This is a genomic window from Pseudohaliea sp. (genome assembly GCF_054552115.1).
Genome location: NZ_JBTOLW010000005.1, coordinates 88,934 through 103,978, shown reverse-complemented (window position 1 = coordinate 103,978; position 15,045 = coordinate 88,934). Strand labels below are relative to the sequence as shown.

Sequence of the window (15,045 nt, the reverse complement as noted above, 5' to 3'; positions counted from 1 at the left end):
GTAATTTGCTACCGTTTACCGGACAGGCAGCGGTGAGGCGGCGCGGGTACGGTGCAGCTGACGGTCAACGGAGAAACCCACGACGCGACGGGCTGCGCGCCCTCGCAGACGCTGCTGCGTTTCCTGCGCACCCGCGCCGGCCTCTGCGGTACGAAGGAGGGCTGTGCCTCTGGCGACTGCGGTGCCTGCACCGTACTGCTCGCCCGCCAGGGGGAAGTGCCGCGAAGCGTTAACAGCTGTATCACGCTTCTCGGCAGCGTCGCCGGCGAGCGCGTCATTACCGTGGAGGGCCTGGCCGGCAGCGACGGACCGGGCCGACACCCGGTACAGGCGGCGATGGTCGACTGCCACGGCTCCCAGTGTGGCTTCTGTACCCCGGGGTTTGTCATGTCTCTCGCCGGGCTTTATGCCGAAGGCGGCCGGGGCGACGACGCCATCCGGGGGGCCATCGCCGGCAACCTCTGCCGCTGCACCGGCTACCGGCCGATCCTCGAGGCGGGCCGGCGCATGTACGGCTACCCGCCGGCGCCGGTGGTGCCCGAAAGCGGTGCGCCGGCCGGTGAGGTGAACCACGGTGAGGCACTGCCCGCCGGTTACTACCGCCCCCGCGATGAAGCCGCCCTGCAGGCTGCGCTGCGCGAGCATCCCGACGCCTGGCTGGTCGCCGGCGGTACGGATGCCGTGCTCGAGATCACCCAGCAGTACGCGGCACCGGACCCGGTGGTCGATATCACCGCGGTGGCCGAGCTGTGCGCCGTTGATGACGCCAATGACGCGCTGCGTATCGGTGCCGCCGTGCCCTACAGCATGCTCGAGCGCTTGTTCGAAACGGAGTCACCGCCGCTCGTGGCGATGCTCGAACGTCTCGGCTCGCGGCAGATCCGCAACCGCGGCACCCTCGGCGGCAACCTCGCGGGAGGCTCGCCGATCGCCGACATGCCCCCGGTACTGCTGGCCTGGGACGCAACCGTGGAAATCGCCGGCGCGGACGGCCGCCGTCGCGACGTAGCGGTGGACGGTTTCCACCGCGGCTACCGCGAGACGGTGCTCGAGGCCGGTGAGTACGTCGCTGCTGTGCGCATCCCCCGGGCCTCGCTGACGCGGCCGCACCGCATCTTCAAGCTCAGCAAGCGCTTCGAGGACGACATTTCCACGGTGCTTCTCGCCCTGTCCCTGGACCTTGCCGGGGACCGGGTGGGGGAGGTCCGGGTCGCCTTTGGCGGCATGGCGGCGACACCGGTGCGTGCCTCCGCCGTCGAAGGCGTGCTGACGGCGGGCACGCTCGATGACCGCACTATCGAGCGGGCCTGTACCGCGGCTGCAGAGGCGTTCACGCCCATCGACGATGTGCGGGCCAGCGCCGCCTATCGCCGCGCCATGGCGGCGGCGCTGCTGCGCCGGGCGCTCCGGGAACTCCGGGAAGGACGCGATCTTGGCATTGACGCGGTGGAGCCGCTGCATGCGTAAGCTCTCGCCACAAGCCCGCAGCGTGCCCGCAGCTGCCGCCACGGCGGACCCCGTCGGCAAGGGGCTGCCGCAGGACTCGGCCTGGCGTCATGTCGCGGGCACGGCCGTGTACGTCGACGACATGCCGACCTACCCGAACCAGCTGCACGTGGCCACCGGCCGGGCCCCCATGGCGCGTGGCCTGCTCACGCGCCTGGAGCTGTCCCGGGTGCGCGAGGCACCGGGCGTGGTCGATGTGATCAGCGCCGCCGACATCCCCGGTAACGGCGACATCGCCCCGGTCTTCGACGGCGACCCGCTGCTCGCCGACGGCGAGGTGCTCTACCTCGGCCAGCCGGTCTTTGCGGTGGCGGCGACCAGCTTCGAGGCCGCGCAGCAGGCCGTTGCCCTCGCGGACATCGACTGTGAGCCGCTGGAAGCCATCGTCGATCTCGGCGCAGCGGTCGAGCGCGAGTACTACCTGCTGCCGCCCCACGAGTTCTGCCTGCGCGAGCCGGAGGCCGCGCTGCTCGCCGCACCGCTGTCTCTGGACGGCGAGCTGCGCATGGCCGGCCAGGAGCATTTCTACCTGGAGGGGCAGGTCGCCACCGCCGAACCCACCGAGGAGGGCGGGGTGCACGTGTACAGCTCCAGCCAGCACCCGAGCGAGGTGCAGAAGCTGGTCGCCGGCGTGCTCGGCCTGCCGATTCACGCAGTCCAGGCTGAGGTACGGCGCATGGGCGGGGGCTTCGGCGGCAAGGAATCCCAGGCGGCGATGCCGGCCTGCCTCGCTGCGCTCTTCGCCGTGCGCACCGGCCGCCCGGTGCGTCACCGCCTGCCGCGGCGCGACGACATGGTGCAGACGGGCAAGCGACACCCGTTCTGGAACCGCTACCGTGCGGGCTTCGACGAATGCGGGCGGCTCAAGGGCGTGACCATGGTGCTTGCCGGCGACTGCGGCTGCTCGGCGGATCTCTCCCAGGGTATCGTCGATCGCGCGATGTTCCACGCGGACAACGCCTACAACCTGCAGGCCGCGCGCATCCGGGGCCTCTACTGCCGCACCGACAAGGTCTCGAATACGGCCTTCCGCGGCTTCGGCGGCCCCCAGGGGCTGATCACCGCCGAGGCCATGCTCGACGACATCGCGCGGCGGGTCGGCCGCGATCCGCTGGACGTGCGCCTGGACAACCTCTATGCCGAGGGCGACGTGACGCCCTACGGCCAGCCCATCGAGGAATCGGTGCTTCCCGACCTTATGCGCCGGCTCGCCGACGACTGCGGCTACCGGGCGCGGCGCGAGGCCGTCGCCCGCTTCAATGCGTCGCAGGACGATGTGCGCCGGGGCGTGGCGCTGACGCCGGTGAAGTTCGGCATCTCCTTCACCGCGAAACACCTGAACCAGGCCGGCGCCCTGGTGCACATCTACACCGACGGCAGCATCCACCTGAACCACGGCGGCACAGAGATGGGGCAGGGGCTGCATACGAAGGTCGCGCAGGTGGTCGCCCGGGCGCTCGGCGTGCGCTACGAGCGCGTGCTCGTCAGTGCCACCCGCACCGACAAGGTCCCGAACACCTCGCCGACGGCGGCGTCCTCGGGCGCGGACATGAACGGCATGGCGGCGCTCGATGCCTGCAATCGCATCAAGCGTGGGCTGGTGGCGTTTGCGGCGGCGCTCTTCGGCTGCGATGCCGGCGAGGTCGAGTTCGCCGACGACCGGGTACACGCCGGCGGCGAGAGCCTGCCCTTCGAGGACTTCATCAGGCAGGCCTACCTGGCGCGCGTCTCGCTGAGCGCCAACGGGTTCTACCGCACGCCGGCGATCGACTTCGACCGCGACGCAGCCTGGGGCCGGCCTTTCTACTACTTTGCTGGCGGCGCCGCCTGCAGCCAGGTCCGGGTGAGTGCGCTCACCGGGGAGTACCGGGTGGAGCGGGTCGACATCCTGCACGACGTCGGCGACTCCCTGAACCCGGCCATCGACCTCGGGCAGATCGAGGGCGGCTTCGTGCAGGGCCTCGGTTGGCTGACCACCGAGGAACTGGCCTGGGACGACCGCGGCCGCCTGCTCTCGGACAGCCCGGCGAACTACAAGATCCCCACCGCCTTCGATCTGCCGGGGGAGCTCAACGTGCGGCTCTTCGACCGCGCCAACCATGCCGAGACCATCTACCGCTCGAAGGCCGTGGGCGAGCCGCCGCTGATGCTCGCGGTCTCGACCTGGTGCGCGCTCCGCGACGCTTGCGCGAGCTTCTGTGACTACCGCTTCAACCCGCGCCTCGACCCGCCGGCGACGCCGGAGCGGGTCTATTGGGCCATCGAGGAAGCGCGCGCCGGGGGCGGCCGCTGATGGCCCTCCACGGCGGCAGCTGGGCCGCCGCGGCAGCGGAGCGGGAGCGCCGCGGCGAGGCCTACGTGCTGGCCACGGTGCTGAGCACCGCCGGTTCCACGCCGCGGGAGGCCGGCGCCAAGATGGTTATCACCGGGGAGGACAGCTGGGCCAGCATCGGCGGCGGGCAGCTCGAGTTCCTGGTGCTCCAGCGAGCGCGGGCGCTGCTGGCGGATGGCGAGGCCCGGCAGCAGGTGACGGGAATCCCCCTGGGCGCCGACGCCCGGCAGTGCTGCGGGGGCAGCGTCAGCGTGCTGTTCGAAGTCATCCGGCCCGGTGTGGGCGACGTGGTGGTCTTCGGCGCCGGGCACGTGGCGCGGGCACTGGTGCCCATGCTCGCCGAGCTGGCCTTCCGGGTGCGCTGGGTCGACAACCGCGCCGAGCTGCTGGCCGCGCCCCCGGCGGCCGTGTGCGCAGAACACCTCGCGGACCCGCTGGACGCGCTGCCGACTCTGCCGGACGGGGCCGAGCTTCTGGTACTCACCCACGACCATGACCTCGACTACCGCCTGGTCCATGCTCTGCTCGCCGACTACCGCTGGCGCAATGTGGGCCTCATCGGCTCGCGGACGAAGGCGGAGCGCTTCCGCACGCGCCTCGCTCGCGACGGCATTCCCGCGGGGCTCATCGACCGTCTCGAGTGCCCGGTGGGCCTTGCGGCGGTGCCCGGCAAGCGGCCCATGGCCGTCGCCATCGCCATCGCCGCCGGTCTGCTGCAGCGCCAGGGCGGCGACAGCGACGCAATCCGTGGTGATGCCCTCGACTGGCGGCAGCTGCGGCGGCTGCTGGAGCACGCAACGGAATGATGACCCTCGACGAGTTCAACACGGCGCCGCCGGTCGAGGCGCGCCGCCTGCTGTTCCACGCCTGCCACTGCACGCCCTGGGTGGCGGCCATGCTTTCCGAGCGGCCCTTCGCCGACGGCGCCGCACTCCTCCGTGCCGCCGCCGCGCACTGGCAGCGCATGGACGAGGCGGCACTGCTCGAGGCCTTCGCCGGTCACGCCCGTATCGGCGACCTCGCCGCGCTGCGCGACCGCTTCGCGCCGGCGGCGCGGGAGCAGGGGCAGGTGGCGGCAGCCGACGAAGCGGTCCTTGCGGACCTGCTGGCCCTGAACCGCGCCTACGAGGACCGGCACGGCTTCATCTTCATCGTCTGTGCCAGCGGCAAGCCCGCCGCGGCCATGCGCGATCTGCTGCGCGAGCGGCTGCCCAACGACCGCGCGACGGAGCTGGCCAATGCCGCCCGGGAGCAGGCGGCGATCACGCGCCTGCGCCTGGCGGGCGCGATCGCGGGGCTTCGGGGCAGCTCCCCGGACAGCGGCCCCGACACAGATTCACAGCAACAGGAGACAGCCTGATGGCGGAGACAGCCACCCTGAGCAGCCACGTGCTGGATCTCGGCCGGGGGCTTCCGGCCACGGGCCTTGCGGTGTCGCTTTTCAACGCGGCCGGTGAGGCGCTGGCTCAGGGCGTGACCGACGACGACGGCCGCGTGGGAAGCTGGACGCCCGCCGTGGCTCTTGCGCCCGGTGTCTACCGGCTGCAGTTTGCCACCGGCGACTGGTTTGCCGCCCGCGGGGAAGACACGCTCTACCCGGAGGTAGCGGTGGCCTTCCGCATCGACAGCGCCGAGCACTATCACGTGCCGCTGCTGCTCTCGGCCTACGGTTACAGCACCTACCGTGGCAGCTGAGGCCACGACCGGGCGCGCGCGCTGCTTTCGCGGCCGCTTCCTGCACTGTCTGCCGACGGCGGGCGGGGGCTATCGCGTCGAGTACCTCGAGGATGGCGTGCTGGTCGTCGAAGGGACGCGGATCGCCGCGCTCGAAGCGGCGGCCGCGGCCGAGGCGCGGGGCGTCGACCTTGCGTCCTGTACCGATCTCGGGGGCGATCTCGTCGTGCCGGGCTTCGTCGACACGCATGTGCATGCGCCGCAGCTCGACGTCATCGGTTCCCACGGCGAGCAGCTTCTCGAGTGGCTCGAGCGCTACACGTTCCCGGCGGAGGCCCGTTTCGCCGACGAGGCCTTCGCCCGCGTGGCCATGGCCGACTTCCTCGACGCGCTCCTCTGCCAGGGCACGACCAGCGCCATGGTCTACGCCACCAGCCATCATCACGCCACCGACGCGCTCTTTGCCGCCGCCGAAGCGCGCGGGCTCTGCCTGATCGCCGGCAAGGTGCTCATGGACCGCAACGCCCCCGAGGCTCTGCGCGACAGCGCCGAGTGCGGTATCGACGAATCCCGGGCGCTGATCGAGCGCTGGCACGGCCGCGGGCGCCTCGCCTACGCGGTCACGCCGCGCTTCTCCCTTACCTCCTCGCCGGCGCAGCTCGCCGGCGCCGGCCAGCTCCTGCGCGATCACCCGGGCGTCTACCTGCAGACCCACTTGGCGGAAAACCCCCGGGAGGTGGCGGCTGTGCGCGAGCTGTTCCCCGAGGCGGCGCACTACCTCGATACCTACGATGCCCATGGCCTGTGCACGGAGCGCTCGGTATTAGCCCACTGCCTGCACCTCGAGGCCGGCGAAATCCGCCGCCTCGCCGAGACCGGTGCCGCCGTTGCCTTCTGCCCGAGCTCGAACCTGTTTCTCGGCAGCGGCCTGTTCAACTGGCAGGCCTTCGCCGCGGCGGGGGTGCCTGTGACCATCGCATCGGACGTCGGTGCGGGCACTGACCTGTCCATGCTCGGCACCCTGGCCGACGCCTACAAGGTCTGCCAGCTCGGCGGCCAGCCGCTACCGCCGCTCGAGGCCTTCCATGCGATCACCCTGGGTAACGCCCGCGCGCTGGGCCTGGAAGGGCGTATCGGCACCCTGGCGCCCGGCTCGGACGCCGACTTCCTGCGCCTCAACCCGCGGGAGATTCCGCTCCTCGCCGGGCGGGTGGCCGCCTGCCGGGACATCGCCGAGGAGTGGTTCGCCTACCAGATACTCGGCGATGACCGCCTGGTGCGCGAGACCTGGGTCGCCGGCCAGTGCCGCAAGCGCGACGGCCGGCTGGTCGTGGGGGCCTGAGGTGGAGGCGACGCTCGGGGATCTCGCGGCCCTGCTCGTGCGCTGGGCGCACCTCATCTTCGGCATCGCCTGGATCGGCGCCAGCTTCTACTTCATCTGGCTGGACAACTCCCTGCAGACACCACCTCCGGAAAAGGCGGACGCCGGCGTCGCCGGCGACCTCTGGTCCTTCCACGGCGGCGGCATCTACGAGGTGAGCAAGTACCGGGGGGCGCCGCCGGCCATGCCTCGCCGGCTGCACTGGTTCTACTGGGAGGCCTACGCCACCTGGCTGTCCGGCTTCCTGCTGCTCTGCCTCGTCTACTACCTGCAGGCGCCGACGCTGCTGGCAGGTCAGGATAGCTGGGTGCCGGGCCCGGGGGCGGCGGTGCTCGCGAGCCTCCTGTTCCTGGCGGCCGGCGTGGCAGTCTACGAGGCGCTGCTGCGCAGCCCGCCCGGCGGGCAACAGTGGCTCTTCGCGGGGCTCATGGTCGCCCTGACGGCCGGGGCCTGCTGGCTCGCCTTCCAGCTCTTCGCCCCGCGCGCGGCGGCCCTGCACGTGGGCATGCTGCTCGGGACCATCATGGCGGGCAATGTCTTCCTCGGCATCATTCCGGCGCAGCGCGCCTTCGTGCGCAGCCTCGAAAGCGGCGGGGAACCGCCGCTGGCGGGGCTGGCCCGGGCCAAGCTGCGCTCCACGCACAACAACTATTTCACGCTGCCGGTGCTGCTGTGCATGATCAGCAACCACTACCCGGTGCTCTACGGCCACCGCGCCGCGCCGCTGCTGCTGTTCCTGCTGCTCGCACTCGCCGCGTTCGCCCGCCACTTCTTCAACCTGCGGCACCGGGGCATCGTGCGTCCGTCCATCCTCGTGTTCGCTTTCGCGGGTTTCCTGGCCGTGGCCGGCTGGCTGGCCTGGGACGGCAGCCGGGCCGTGGTGAGCGCAGGGCCCCGGCTCTCCGACGGTGAGGCGCTGGCGCTCGTGGAAACCCACTGCACTGTCTGCCACGCGCAGGCGCCCAGCTGGCCCGGCATGGCTGCCGCACCCCTGGGGCTCGAGCTTCAGACCCTCGCCGCGGTGGATGCGGCCGCCGCGCGCGCGGCGACGGCTCTCGGCACCGGCTATATGCCGCTGGGCAACGTGACGGGGATGGCGGACGAAGAGCGCGCGGCGCTGCTCGCCTGGCTGCGCGAGCGCTAGCGTTCCCTGGGCGGCGAGGCGCTGTTCAGGCGCCAGTCGTAGTCGAGGAATCTAACGGGGAGGTCGCCGGCTTCAAGGGCGGCCCGGCCGACGTGGCGCGGGCCGAGGGCATCGGCGTACAGGGCGAGAAAGGCGCCGAGGCTGTCGGCCCCGCGCCAGCCGCTCGTGAAGTCCTCCCGGTACCACTTGAACAGCGGCGAGACGGCCACGGCGCCGTCTGTGACCCGGTTGCGGCTTTCGTCGCCAAGGAACCGCCGGGCCTGGTCCTCCAGCTGTGCGTCGAGGCGGTCGCCGACATAGGCCTCCCGGCGCAGGGCGGGACAGCCGATGCTCGCGCAGTTCACCGCGAAGTGAATGCGCGGCTCCTCGTAGCGACCGCTGCCGCGGATCAGCCCGTGCTCCACGTCGTCCAGGGAGCGGCGCTCGCCGAGGAGGCGAAAGAAGCGCTTTTCCCAGGGGGTGCGCAGAAAGCCGCCGAGGTCCTTGATGGATTCGAGATCCGGCCAGCCGGAGAGCACCAGGGCGATGGTGTACGCGTTGTAGGCATTGATGAGGAAGGCGAGCTGCTCGTCGGCGCTCCAGCGGTCGAAATCCGCCTGCGTCACCGCCGACAGGCGGTCGAGGTAGCGGTTGAGGGCGAGCCGGTCCCGGGCGAAGCCGTCGTAGTCCACCACGGTACTCGCACCGTCGTCGATCGGGTGCACGTGCGCCTCGAGCAGGGTGGTCCAGGGCACGTGGCCCGGCGGGGCGGCCAGTACGGCACCCGGGACGGTGGCGGCGAGCAGCAGGGCGACGAGCAGGGCGCGGACCACGGGAGCAGGCTCAGCGGTCGTAGCAGTAGCGCATGTAGGTGATGCCGGGGCTCAGAACCAGGCGCCACGCCAGGCCCACGTCCTCGTCGTACTCCGGGTCGAATTCCGCCACCGCGGCAGCCAGCGAGTTCACCCAGCGGTCGTAGAGGTCCGCCGGGATATCGTGCTGGGCCCGGCTGTGCACCGCCGCCAGGCGGCGCAGCTGCGGCGTGAGCACGCGGTTGCGATAGAAGTCCACCAGGGTGAACAGGGAGTCGTGCAGCATGGTTTTCTGCGCGCTCATGTCCGTGTTGGCGAAGCGGTCGGCAATATCCGGGTCCCGGCCGAGGAAGATCTCGTAAAAGCGGGTCGTAAAGGCGGGGTTGAAGGCGCCGTCGCCGAGGATGCGGTGAAAGCTGGCGTCAAAGACATCGCCGTAGTTGATCGTCGCGTTGCCCATCCGTTCCTGTCCATGCCGCCGGCGGGGCCGCGAGGATAGCACGGCGGCGCGCCGAGCGCTGTCACTTTCGGTCAATTGGGCGGGGCGCTGGCGTCATTGCCCCCCGCGCGCCGCGGACGGCAGAATGCGGGGTCTCAAGTGGACCCCACGGGACGAGACCATGCCGAACGAAGCCTATATCTACGACGCCGTGCGCACCCCCCGCAGCAAGGGCAAGCCCGGCGGCACCCTGCACGAAGTCAAGCCGATCGACCTCGGTGCGGGGCTGCTCCGCGCCCTGCGGGCGCGCCATCAACTCGACACCGCCTACGTCGATGACGTGGTCATGGGCTGCGTTACGCCCATCGGCGAGCAGGGCAGTGACATCGCCAAGATGATCGTGATGAATGCCGACTGGGACGAGTCCGTCGCCGGCGTGCAGCTCGACCGCTTCTGTGCCTCCGGCCTCGAGGCCGTGAACATCGCCGCGCAGAAGATCGCGTCGGGCTGGGAGGACCTGGTGGTGGCCGGGGGTGTGGAGAGCATGTCGCGCGTGCCCATGGGGTCCAACGGCGGTCCGATGGGTGGTGACCCCGCCTTCGCGGCCAAGACCGGCTTTGTGCCGCAAGGCATCGGCGCCGACACCATCGCCACGCTGGAGGGCTGGAGCCGCGAGGACGTGGACGCCTTCGCCGTCGAGTCGCAGCGCCGGGCCGCCCACGCCCGCGACAACGGCTGGTTCGACCGCTCCGTGGTGCCGGTGGTCGACGAGAACGGCCTGACCATTCTCGAGCGCGACGACTTCATCAAGCCCGGCACCACCCTTGAGGGGCTTGCCCAGCTCAACCCGTCTTTCGCGATGATGGGCGGTATGGGCTTCGACGACGTTATCCTGGGCAAGTACCCGACCCTGGACCACGTCGACCACGTGCATACGCCGGGCAACTCCTCGGGCATCGTCGACGGCGCCAGTGCCGTGCTCATCGGCAGCGAGAAGGCGGGCAAGGACCTGGGCCTCACGCCGCGGGCGCGTATCGTCGCCACGGCCGTGCTCGCCACCGACCCGGTGATCATGCTCACGGGCCCCGGCCCGGCCGCGAAGAAGTGCCTTAAGAAAGCGGGCATGACCACCGCCGACATCGATCTCTGGGAAATCAACGAGGCCTTCGCCTCCGTCGCCCTGCGCTACATGCGCGACCTGGACATCGACCACAGCGTCACCAACGTCAACGGCGGGGCCATCGCCATGGGCCACCCGCTGGGCGCGACCGGCGCCATGCTGGTGAGCACCATGGTCGACGAGCTGGAGCGGCGCGACCTTTCGCGCGCCATGCTGTCTCTCTGCGTGGGCGGCGGCATGGGTATCTCCACCATCATCGAGCGCGTCTGACGCACCCCAGCCACCGGGAAAAGGATCCGAATCATGAGCGTATTCCACTACGACAAGGACGCCGACGGCATCGTGACCGTCACCATGGACATGACCGGGCCGGTCAATGCCATGAACGATGAATACCGCGAAGCCATGGGTGAGACCGTCGCCCGCCTCGAGCAGGAAGAGGGTCTCGCCGGCGTGGTTATCGCCTCGGCCAAGAAGGTCTTCTTCGCCGGCGGTGACCTCCACGAGCTGCTGGCGGTGACGCCGGCGGACGTGGAGCGCTTCAAGGGTGGCATCGACACTGTGAAGGACCAGCTGCGCCGCCTCGAGAAACTGCCGGTGCCGGTGGTCGCGGCCATCAACGGCGCCGCCCTCGGTGGCGGCTTCGAGCTGTGCCTCGCCTGTAATCATCGCCTCGCCTGGGATGACAAGGGCGTGCAGCTGGGCCTGCCGGAGGTCAGCCTGGGCCTGCTGCCCGGGGGGGGTGGCGTGGTCCGCCTGACCAAGCTCCTGGGCCTCGAGAAAGCGCTGCCCTATCTCCTGGAAGGCAAGCGCATCGCGCCGGGCAAGGCCCTGGACGAGGGCATGATCCACGACCTGGTGCGTGAGAAGGACGAACTCTTGCCGGCGGCCAGGGCCTGGATCCTCGCCAATCGCGACAACCCCGAGGCGGCGGTGCAGCCCTGGGATCGCAAGGGCTTCGGCATTCCCGGTGGCGATGCCAATTCGCCGAAGATCGCCCAGCTTATCCCGGCGGCCACGGCCATGCTGCGGCAGAAGACCCGCGGCCTGCTGCCGGCGCCGGAAAAGATCCTCGACGTGGCGGTGCAGGCCACGCGCCTGGATCTTGAGACGGCCCTGGTGGTGGAGTCCCGCGGCCTGACGCACCTGGTGACCACGCCGCAGGCGAAGAACATGATCAGCACCTTCTTCTTCGGGCTGAACAAGGTCAACGGCGGCGCCAGCCGGCCCGATGGCGTCCCGCAGACGAGTACCAAGAAGGTGGGTGTGCTGGGCGCGGGGATGATGGGGCAGGGCATTGCCTACGTCTCCGCCATGGCCGGCATCGAGGTCATTCTCAAGGACGTCTCCCTGGAGGCGGCCGAGAAGGGCAAGTCCTATGCGGAAAAGCTGCTCGACAAGCGCGTGGAGCGCGGCCGCATGACCCCGGAGAAACGCGAGGAAGTGCTGGCGCTCATCAAGCCCACGGCGGAGGACGCGGACCTCGGCGGCTGTGACCTGATCATCGAGGCCGTGTTCGAGAACATGGCCCTGAAGCACGAGATCACCCGCAGCAGCGAGCCGTTCCTCGCCGAGGGGGGCGTCTGGGGCTCGAACACCTCCAGCCTACCGATCACGCAGCTGGCCGAGGCCAGTGAAAAGCCGGCGAATTTCATCGGCATCCATTTCTTCTCCCCGGTGGACAAGATGCCCCTGGTGGAAATCATCATGGGGGAACAGACTTCGGATGAGGCCCTCGCGAAAGCCTTCGACTACACGCAACAGATCCGCAAGACGCCGATCGTCGTCAACGACTCCCTCGGCTTTTTCACATCACGGACCTTCGGCACCTACCTCGACGAGGGCGTGCGGCTCCTCGCCGAGGGCATGCACCCGGTGCTTATCGACAACCTGGGCAAGGCCGTGGGCATGCCCGTGGGTCCGCTTCAGGTGTACGACGAGGTGAGCCTTGAACTGACGCGTAAGGCGCAGCAGACCTGGAAGGAGATGGGTGTGCTCGACAAGTGGGGCGACGGCACCGTCACCCGCGGCGTCATCAACACGCTGGTGGAGGACTATGGCCGCGGCGGCCGGTATCACGGCGGCGGCTTCTATGAGTACGCCGAGGACGGCAGCCGGACCATATGGCCTAAGCTTCTCGAGCTCTACTACAACCCGGAAGTCTGCGTGCCGGAGCAGGACGTCAAGGACCGGCTCCTGTTCCGCCAGGTCATCGAGTCGCTCAAGTGCCTGGAGTCGGGCGTGCTGCGCTCCGAGGAGGACGGCAACATCGGCTCCATCATGGGCATCGGCGCGCCGCCCTGGACCGGGGGCTTCCTGCAGTTCGTGAAGACCTACGGCTACGGCCGTTTCGTCGCGCGCTGCGAGGAGCTGGCCGCAGCCTACGGTGAGCGCTTCGAGCCGCCGGAGAACGCCCGGGAGCGCGCCGCCGAGGAAGCACAGGCCGCCGCCTGAGGCGAAACCGCCGGACGCTAGATCGGCAGGGGGATGAACATGGAGGACGCCGCGTGCACCGCCCGGGTGACGCGGCGGTCCCCGGCGTCCCCGGCGATGCGCGCCATCATGTCCTGCAGGGCGATGAGTTTGCCGAAGAGGCGTTCAAAGGACAGGTTGTCGGTCACGCCGCGGTACTCGCTCGTGACCAGGAAGGGACGGCCGTCGGCCCGGCGGGTGTTCTTCAGGCGCCAGAGCAGAATCTCGATATTCCGCGCGCTGGTTTTCAGGGCCTCCGGTTCCAGCGGCTCCGAGAGCAGGTAGGTCTCGGTGTTGTAGCCATAGGCCTCGCGCAGCATGCCGCCCAGGCCCGCGACGAGGGCGAAGACCCGGTCGCCCTCGAAAGCGGGGTTGAACACCACCTCCAGGGCGACAATGCCCTCGCGCCCACCGAGTTCGGGGAAGTTCAGCGGCCCCGGTGTATCCTTCAGCAGTTGCAGGCGCCGCTCCACGGTCATGCCGGGCACCTTGCGCAGTTCCGCCGGGTTGCGCGCATAGAGCTTTGCCGCCAGCTCGCGCACCAGGGCGCGGGTCTCATCGATGAATTCGTCGGTCACCAGGTCGATGTCCGATTTCGCGATGTTCTTCAGCTCATAACCGCTGCAGCCTGCCAGGAGCAGGGGGGTGAGGAGCAGGAACAGGACGGCGCGGTAGCGCAGGCCGAGCGTATGGCCCACGGCGCGGGGTTTGCCCGTCCTGTCAGCCTGTCGAGCCGTCCGCCTCAGCCTGCTGCCTTTGCCCGCGCATCGGCCGCCATCTGCGCCAGCAAGTCGAAGGCCTGCTCCGGGTTCTCCCGCTTGAGCTTGAGGAGCCCGAGCTCCATCTCGCCGCCGACGGCGATTTCCGGCGTCCCCGCCTCGAAGCCGACGACGATCTCCCGCACGCAGTCCGCCACGGCCATGCCGCCGGCGATGTCGTCGTCGTCCTCACCGAGGGGGGTTCCATCCGCCGTCAGGGCATTGCGGGCGACGTTGGTGCGGATGAACCCGGGCGTGATGGTGGTAACGGCAATGCCGTCGGCGGCCACTTCCGTGCGCAGGGCATCAAAGAAGCCCATGACCGCGTGCTTGGCGGCACAGTAGCCTGTGCGCATCGGCGCGCCGACCTTGCCGGCGACGCTGGACGTGACCGCGATGTGGCCGCTGCCCTGCTCGAGCATTACCGGCAGCACGGCCTGGGTCAGGGCGATCTGCCCCAGCACGTTGATCTCCATCATCTGCCGGTAGACGGAGAAGTCGGTGTCCACGCAGAAGGAGCGCTGGGAGATGCCGGCGTTGTTGACCAGCAGGTCGATGCGGCCGAAATGGTCGACGACCGTGCGGGTCTTTGCCGGCATGGCGTCGTAGTCGAGCACGTCCAGGGGCAGCACCAGGACCTCGGGCGAGCCCGCTGCGAGGCAGGCATCGCGCACGCGCTCGAGCTCGGGCTGCTGCCGGGCCGAGAGCACCAGCTTCGCGCCCCGGGCCGCGGCCTGGCACGCAAGCTCTTCGCCGATGCCCGAGGAGGCGCCGGTGATCCAGACGACGGCACCATTGAAATCGAACCCCTTGCTCATGACATTCCCTCCTGACTGGTGAGCGGCAAGGCGCAACGATAGCATGCCCGGCGCTGCTTGCCCGCCATGCTGGACTCGGCGTCACGGCGGCGTTAACGTCGCCGTTACCAATAGCGCTCAAGGAGCCAGCCGATGCCGCAACCGACCAAGATTGCCGACTGCATGCGCCGCAAGCCGCTGACCATCCACCGGGATGCCAACCTCGTGCAGGCCATCGAGACCCTCGTGGAGTACAAGCTGACCGGGGTAACCGTGGTCGACGACAGCGGCCGTCCGGTTGGCGTCCTATCGGAGCTCGACTGTATCGAGGCGGTGCTCGCCGCGATCTACAACGATGGCGACCCGGAAATGGCCTTCGTCCACGAGGCGATGACCGCCGACATCAACTCCTGCCGCCCCGGGGACAACATCGTCGAGGTAGCGCAGGACATGCTGCGCACGAAGCAGCGCCGGCGTCCCGTGATCGAGGACTGTGAGCTGGTCGGGCAGGTCAGTTCCAGCAACGTTCTCTGGGCGCTCATGGAGCACTCCCGCCGCAAACTGGTGAAACGACCCGCCTGAGAAAATGTCGTTGCACGAACACGGGATCCACTCCCTTTGCCGGTCCGGG

The 15,045-nt window shown here is 69.7% G+C and carries 14 protein-coding genes; 10 read left to right on the top strand and 4 right to left on the bottom strand.

All coding sequences use genetic code 11. From position 1 onward, the window contains the following. Positions 1-51 precede the first annotated feature (51 nt). Genes xdhA through ACX93N_RS04325 form a run of 7 tightly spaced genes read left to right on the top strand, consistent with a single transcriptional unit; the run spans position 52 to position 8,037 of the window. Positions 52-1,467: a xanthine dehydrogenase small subunit gene (gene xdhA, locus ACX93N_RS04355; RefSeq protein WP_459427171.1), complete on the top strand. Its 1,416-nt coding sequence runs from the start codon at positions 52-54 to the stop codon at positions 1,465-1,467. Then, entirely contained in the window at positions 1,460-3,799 is a 2,340-nt protein-coding gene (gene xdhB, locus ACX93N_RS04350; RefSeq protein ID WP_459427170.1) for a xanthine dehydrogenase molybdopterin binding subunit, read from the top strand. Before xdhA ends, xdhB begins: the two co-directional genes overlap by 8 nt. After that, on the top strand, positions 3,799-4,644 hold the full coding sequence (gene xdhC, locus ACX93N_RS04345; protein ID WP_459427169.1) for a xanthine dehydrogenase accessory protein XdhC: 846 nt from the start codon (positions 3,799-3,801) through the stop codon (positions 4,642-4,644). Before xdhB ends, xdhC begins: the two co-directional genes overlap by 1 nt. Then, positions 4,641-5,198: a 2-oxo-4-hydroxy-4-carboxy-5-ureidoimidazoline decarboxylase gene (gene uraD, locus ACX93N_RS04340; protein WP_459427168.1), complete on the top strand. Its 558-nt coding sequence runs from the start codon at positions 4,641-4,643 to the stop codon at positions 5,196-5,198. Before xdhC ends, uraD begins: the two co-directional genes overlap by 4 nt. Beyond that, entirely contained in the window at positions 5,198-5,533 is a 336-nt protein-coding gene (gene uraH / locus ACX93N_RS04335; protein ID WP_459427167.1) for a hydroxyisourate hydrolase, read from the top strand. The genes uraD and uraH overlap by 1 nt, the downstream gene beginning before the upstream one ends. Then, positions 5,523-6,854: a guanine deaminase gene (guaD, locus tag ACX93N_RS04330; RefSeq protein WP_459427166.1), complete on the top strand. Its 1,332-nt coding sequence runs from the start codon at positions 5,523-5,525 to the stop codon at positions 6,852-6,854. The genes uraH and guaD overlap by 11 nt, the downstream gene beginning before the upstream one ends. Before the next feature lies 1 nt (position 6,855). After that, positions 6,856-8,037: a urate hydroxylase PuuD gene (locus ACX93N_RS04325; RefSeq protein WP_459427165.1), complete on the top strand. Its 1,182-nt coding sequence runs from the start codon at positions 6,856-6,858 to the stop codon at positions 8,035-8,037. Here ACX93N_RS04325 and ACX93N_RS04320 read toward each other — a convergent pair. Then, entirely contained in the window at positions 8,034-8,849 is an 816-nt protein-coding gene (locus ACX93N_RS04320) for a DUF547 domain-containing protein (RefSeq protein WP_459427164.1), read from the bottom strand. The genes ACX93N_RS04325 and ACX93N_RS04320 overlap by 4 nt on opposite strands. Before the next feature lie 10 nt (positions 8,850-8,859). After that, a complete protein-coding gene (locus tag ACX93N_RS04315) occupies positions 8,860-9,288 on the bottom strand; it encodes a globin (RefSeq protein ID WP_459427163.1) in 429 nt (142 codons plus the stop codon). A gap of 160 nt (positions 9,289-9,448) precedes the next feature. Here ACX93N_RS04315 and ACX93N_RS04310 point away from each other — a divergent pair, with 160 nt between their 5' ends. Both ACX93N_RS04310 and ACX93N_RS04305 read left to right on the top strand, forming a co-directional pair. Then, entirely contained in the window at positions 9,449-10,657 is a 1,209-nt protein-coding gene (locus ACX93N_RS04310) for an acetyl-CoA C-acetyltransferase (RefSeq protein ID WP_459427162.1), read from the top strand. Positions 10,658-10,690: 33 nt separating this feature from the next. Continuing rightward, positions 10,691-12,841, top strand: a complete 2,151-nt coding sequence (locus tag ACX93N_RS04305) for a 3-hydroxyacyl-CoA dehydrogenase NAD-binding domain-containing protein (protein WP_459427161.1) — start codon at positions 10,691-10,693, stop codon at positions 12,839-12,841. Between the two features lie 17 nt (positions 12,842-12,858). Here the strand turns inward: ACX93N_RS04305 and ACX93N_RS04300 are convergent, their stop codons facing one another. Next, a complete protein-coding gene (locus ACX93N_RS04300) occupies positions 12,859-13,557 on the bottom strand; it encodes a hypothetical protein (RefSeq protein ID WP_459427160.1) in 699 nt (232 codons plus the stop codon). 44 nt (positions 13,558-13,601) lie between these two features. Further along, complete coding sequence (locus tag ACX93N_RS04295; RefSeq protein ID WP_459427159.1) at positions 13,602-14,435, bottom strand: SDR family oxidoreductase; 834 nt, start codon at positions 14,433-14,435, stop codon at positions 13,602-13,604. Between the two features lie 132 nt (positions 14,436-14,567). On the opposite strand from ACX93N_RS04295, the gene ACX93N_RS04290 reads away from it, so the two are divergent. Next, positions 14,568-14,996 carry a CBS domain-containing protein gene (locus ACX93N_RS04290; RefSeq protein WP_459427158.1) on the top strand — a complete coding sequence of 143 codons (429 nt, stop codon included), beginning with the start codon at positions 14,568-14,570 and terminating at the stop codon, positions 14,994-14,996. Positions 14,997-15,045: the final 49 nt, after the last annotated feature.

What these genes read in the sequence shown, in the direction of transcription:
- xdhB (WP_459427170.1), top strand. Translation starts at nt 1,460, where the DNA reads ATGCGTAAGCTCTCGCCACAAGCCCGCAGCGTGCCCGCAGCTGCCGCC.
- xdhC (WP_459427169.1), top strand. Translation starts at nt 3,799, where the DNA reads ATGGCCCTCCACGGCGGCAGCTGGGCCGCCGCGGCAGCGGAGCGGGAG.
- uraD (WP_459427168.1), top strand. Translation starts at nt 4,641, where the DNA reads ATGATGACCCTCGACGAGTTCAACACGGCGCCGCCGGTCGAGGCGCGC.
- uraH (WP_459427167.1), top strand. Translation starts at nt 5,198, where the DNA reads ATGGCGGAGACAGCCACCCTGAGCAGCCACGTGCTGGATCTCGGCCGG.
- ACX93N_RS04315 (WP_459427163.1), bottom strand. Translation starts at nt 9,288, where the DNA reads ATGGGCAACGCGACGATCAACTACGGCGATGTCTTTGACGCCAGCTTT.
- ACX93N_RS04310 (WP_459427162.1), top strand. Translation starts at nt 9,449, where the DNA reads ATGCCGAACGAAGCCTATATCTACGACGCCGTGCGCACCCCCCGCAGC.
- ACX93N_RS04305 (WP_459427161.1), top strand. Translation starts at nt 10,691, where the DNA reads ATGAGCGTATTCCACTACGACAAGGACGCCGACGGCATCGTGACCGTC.
- ACX93N_RS04295 (WP_459427159.1), bottom strand. Translation starts at nt 14,435, where the DNA reads ATGAGCAAGGGGTTCGATTTCAATGGTGCCGTCGTCTGGATCACCGGC.
- ACX93N_RS04290 (WP_459427158.1), top strand. Translation starts at nt 14,568, where the DNA reads ATGCCGCAACCGACCAAGATTGCCGACTGCATGCGCCGCAAGCCGCTG.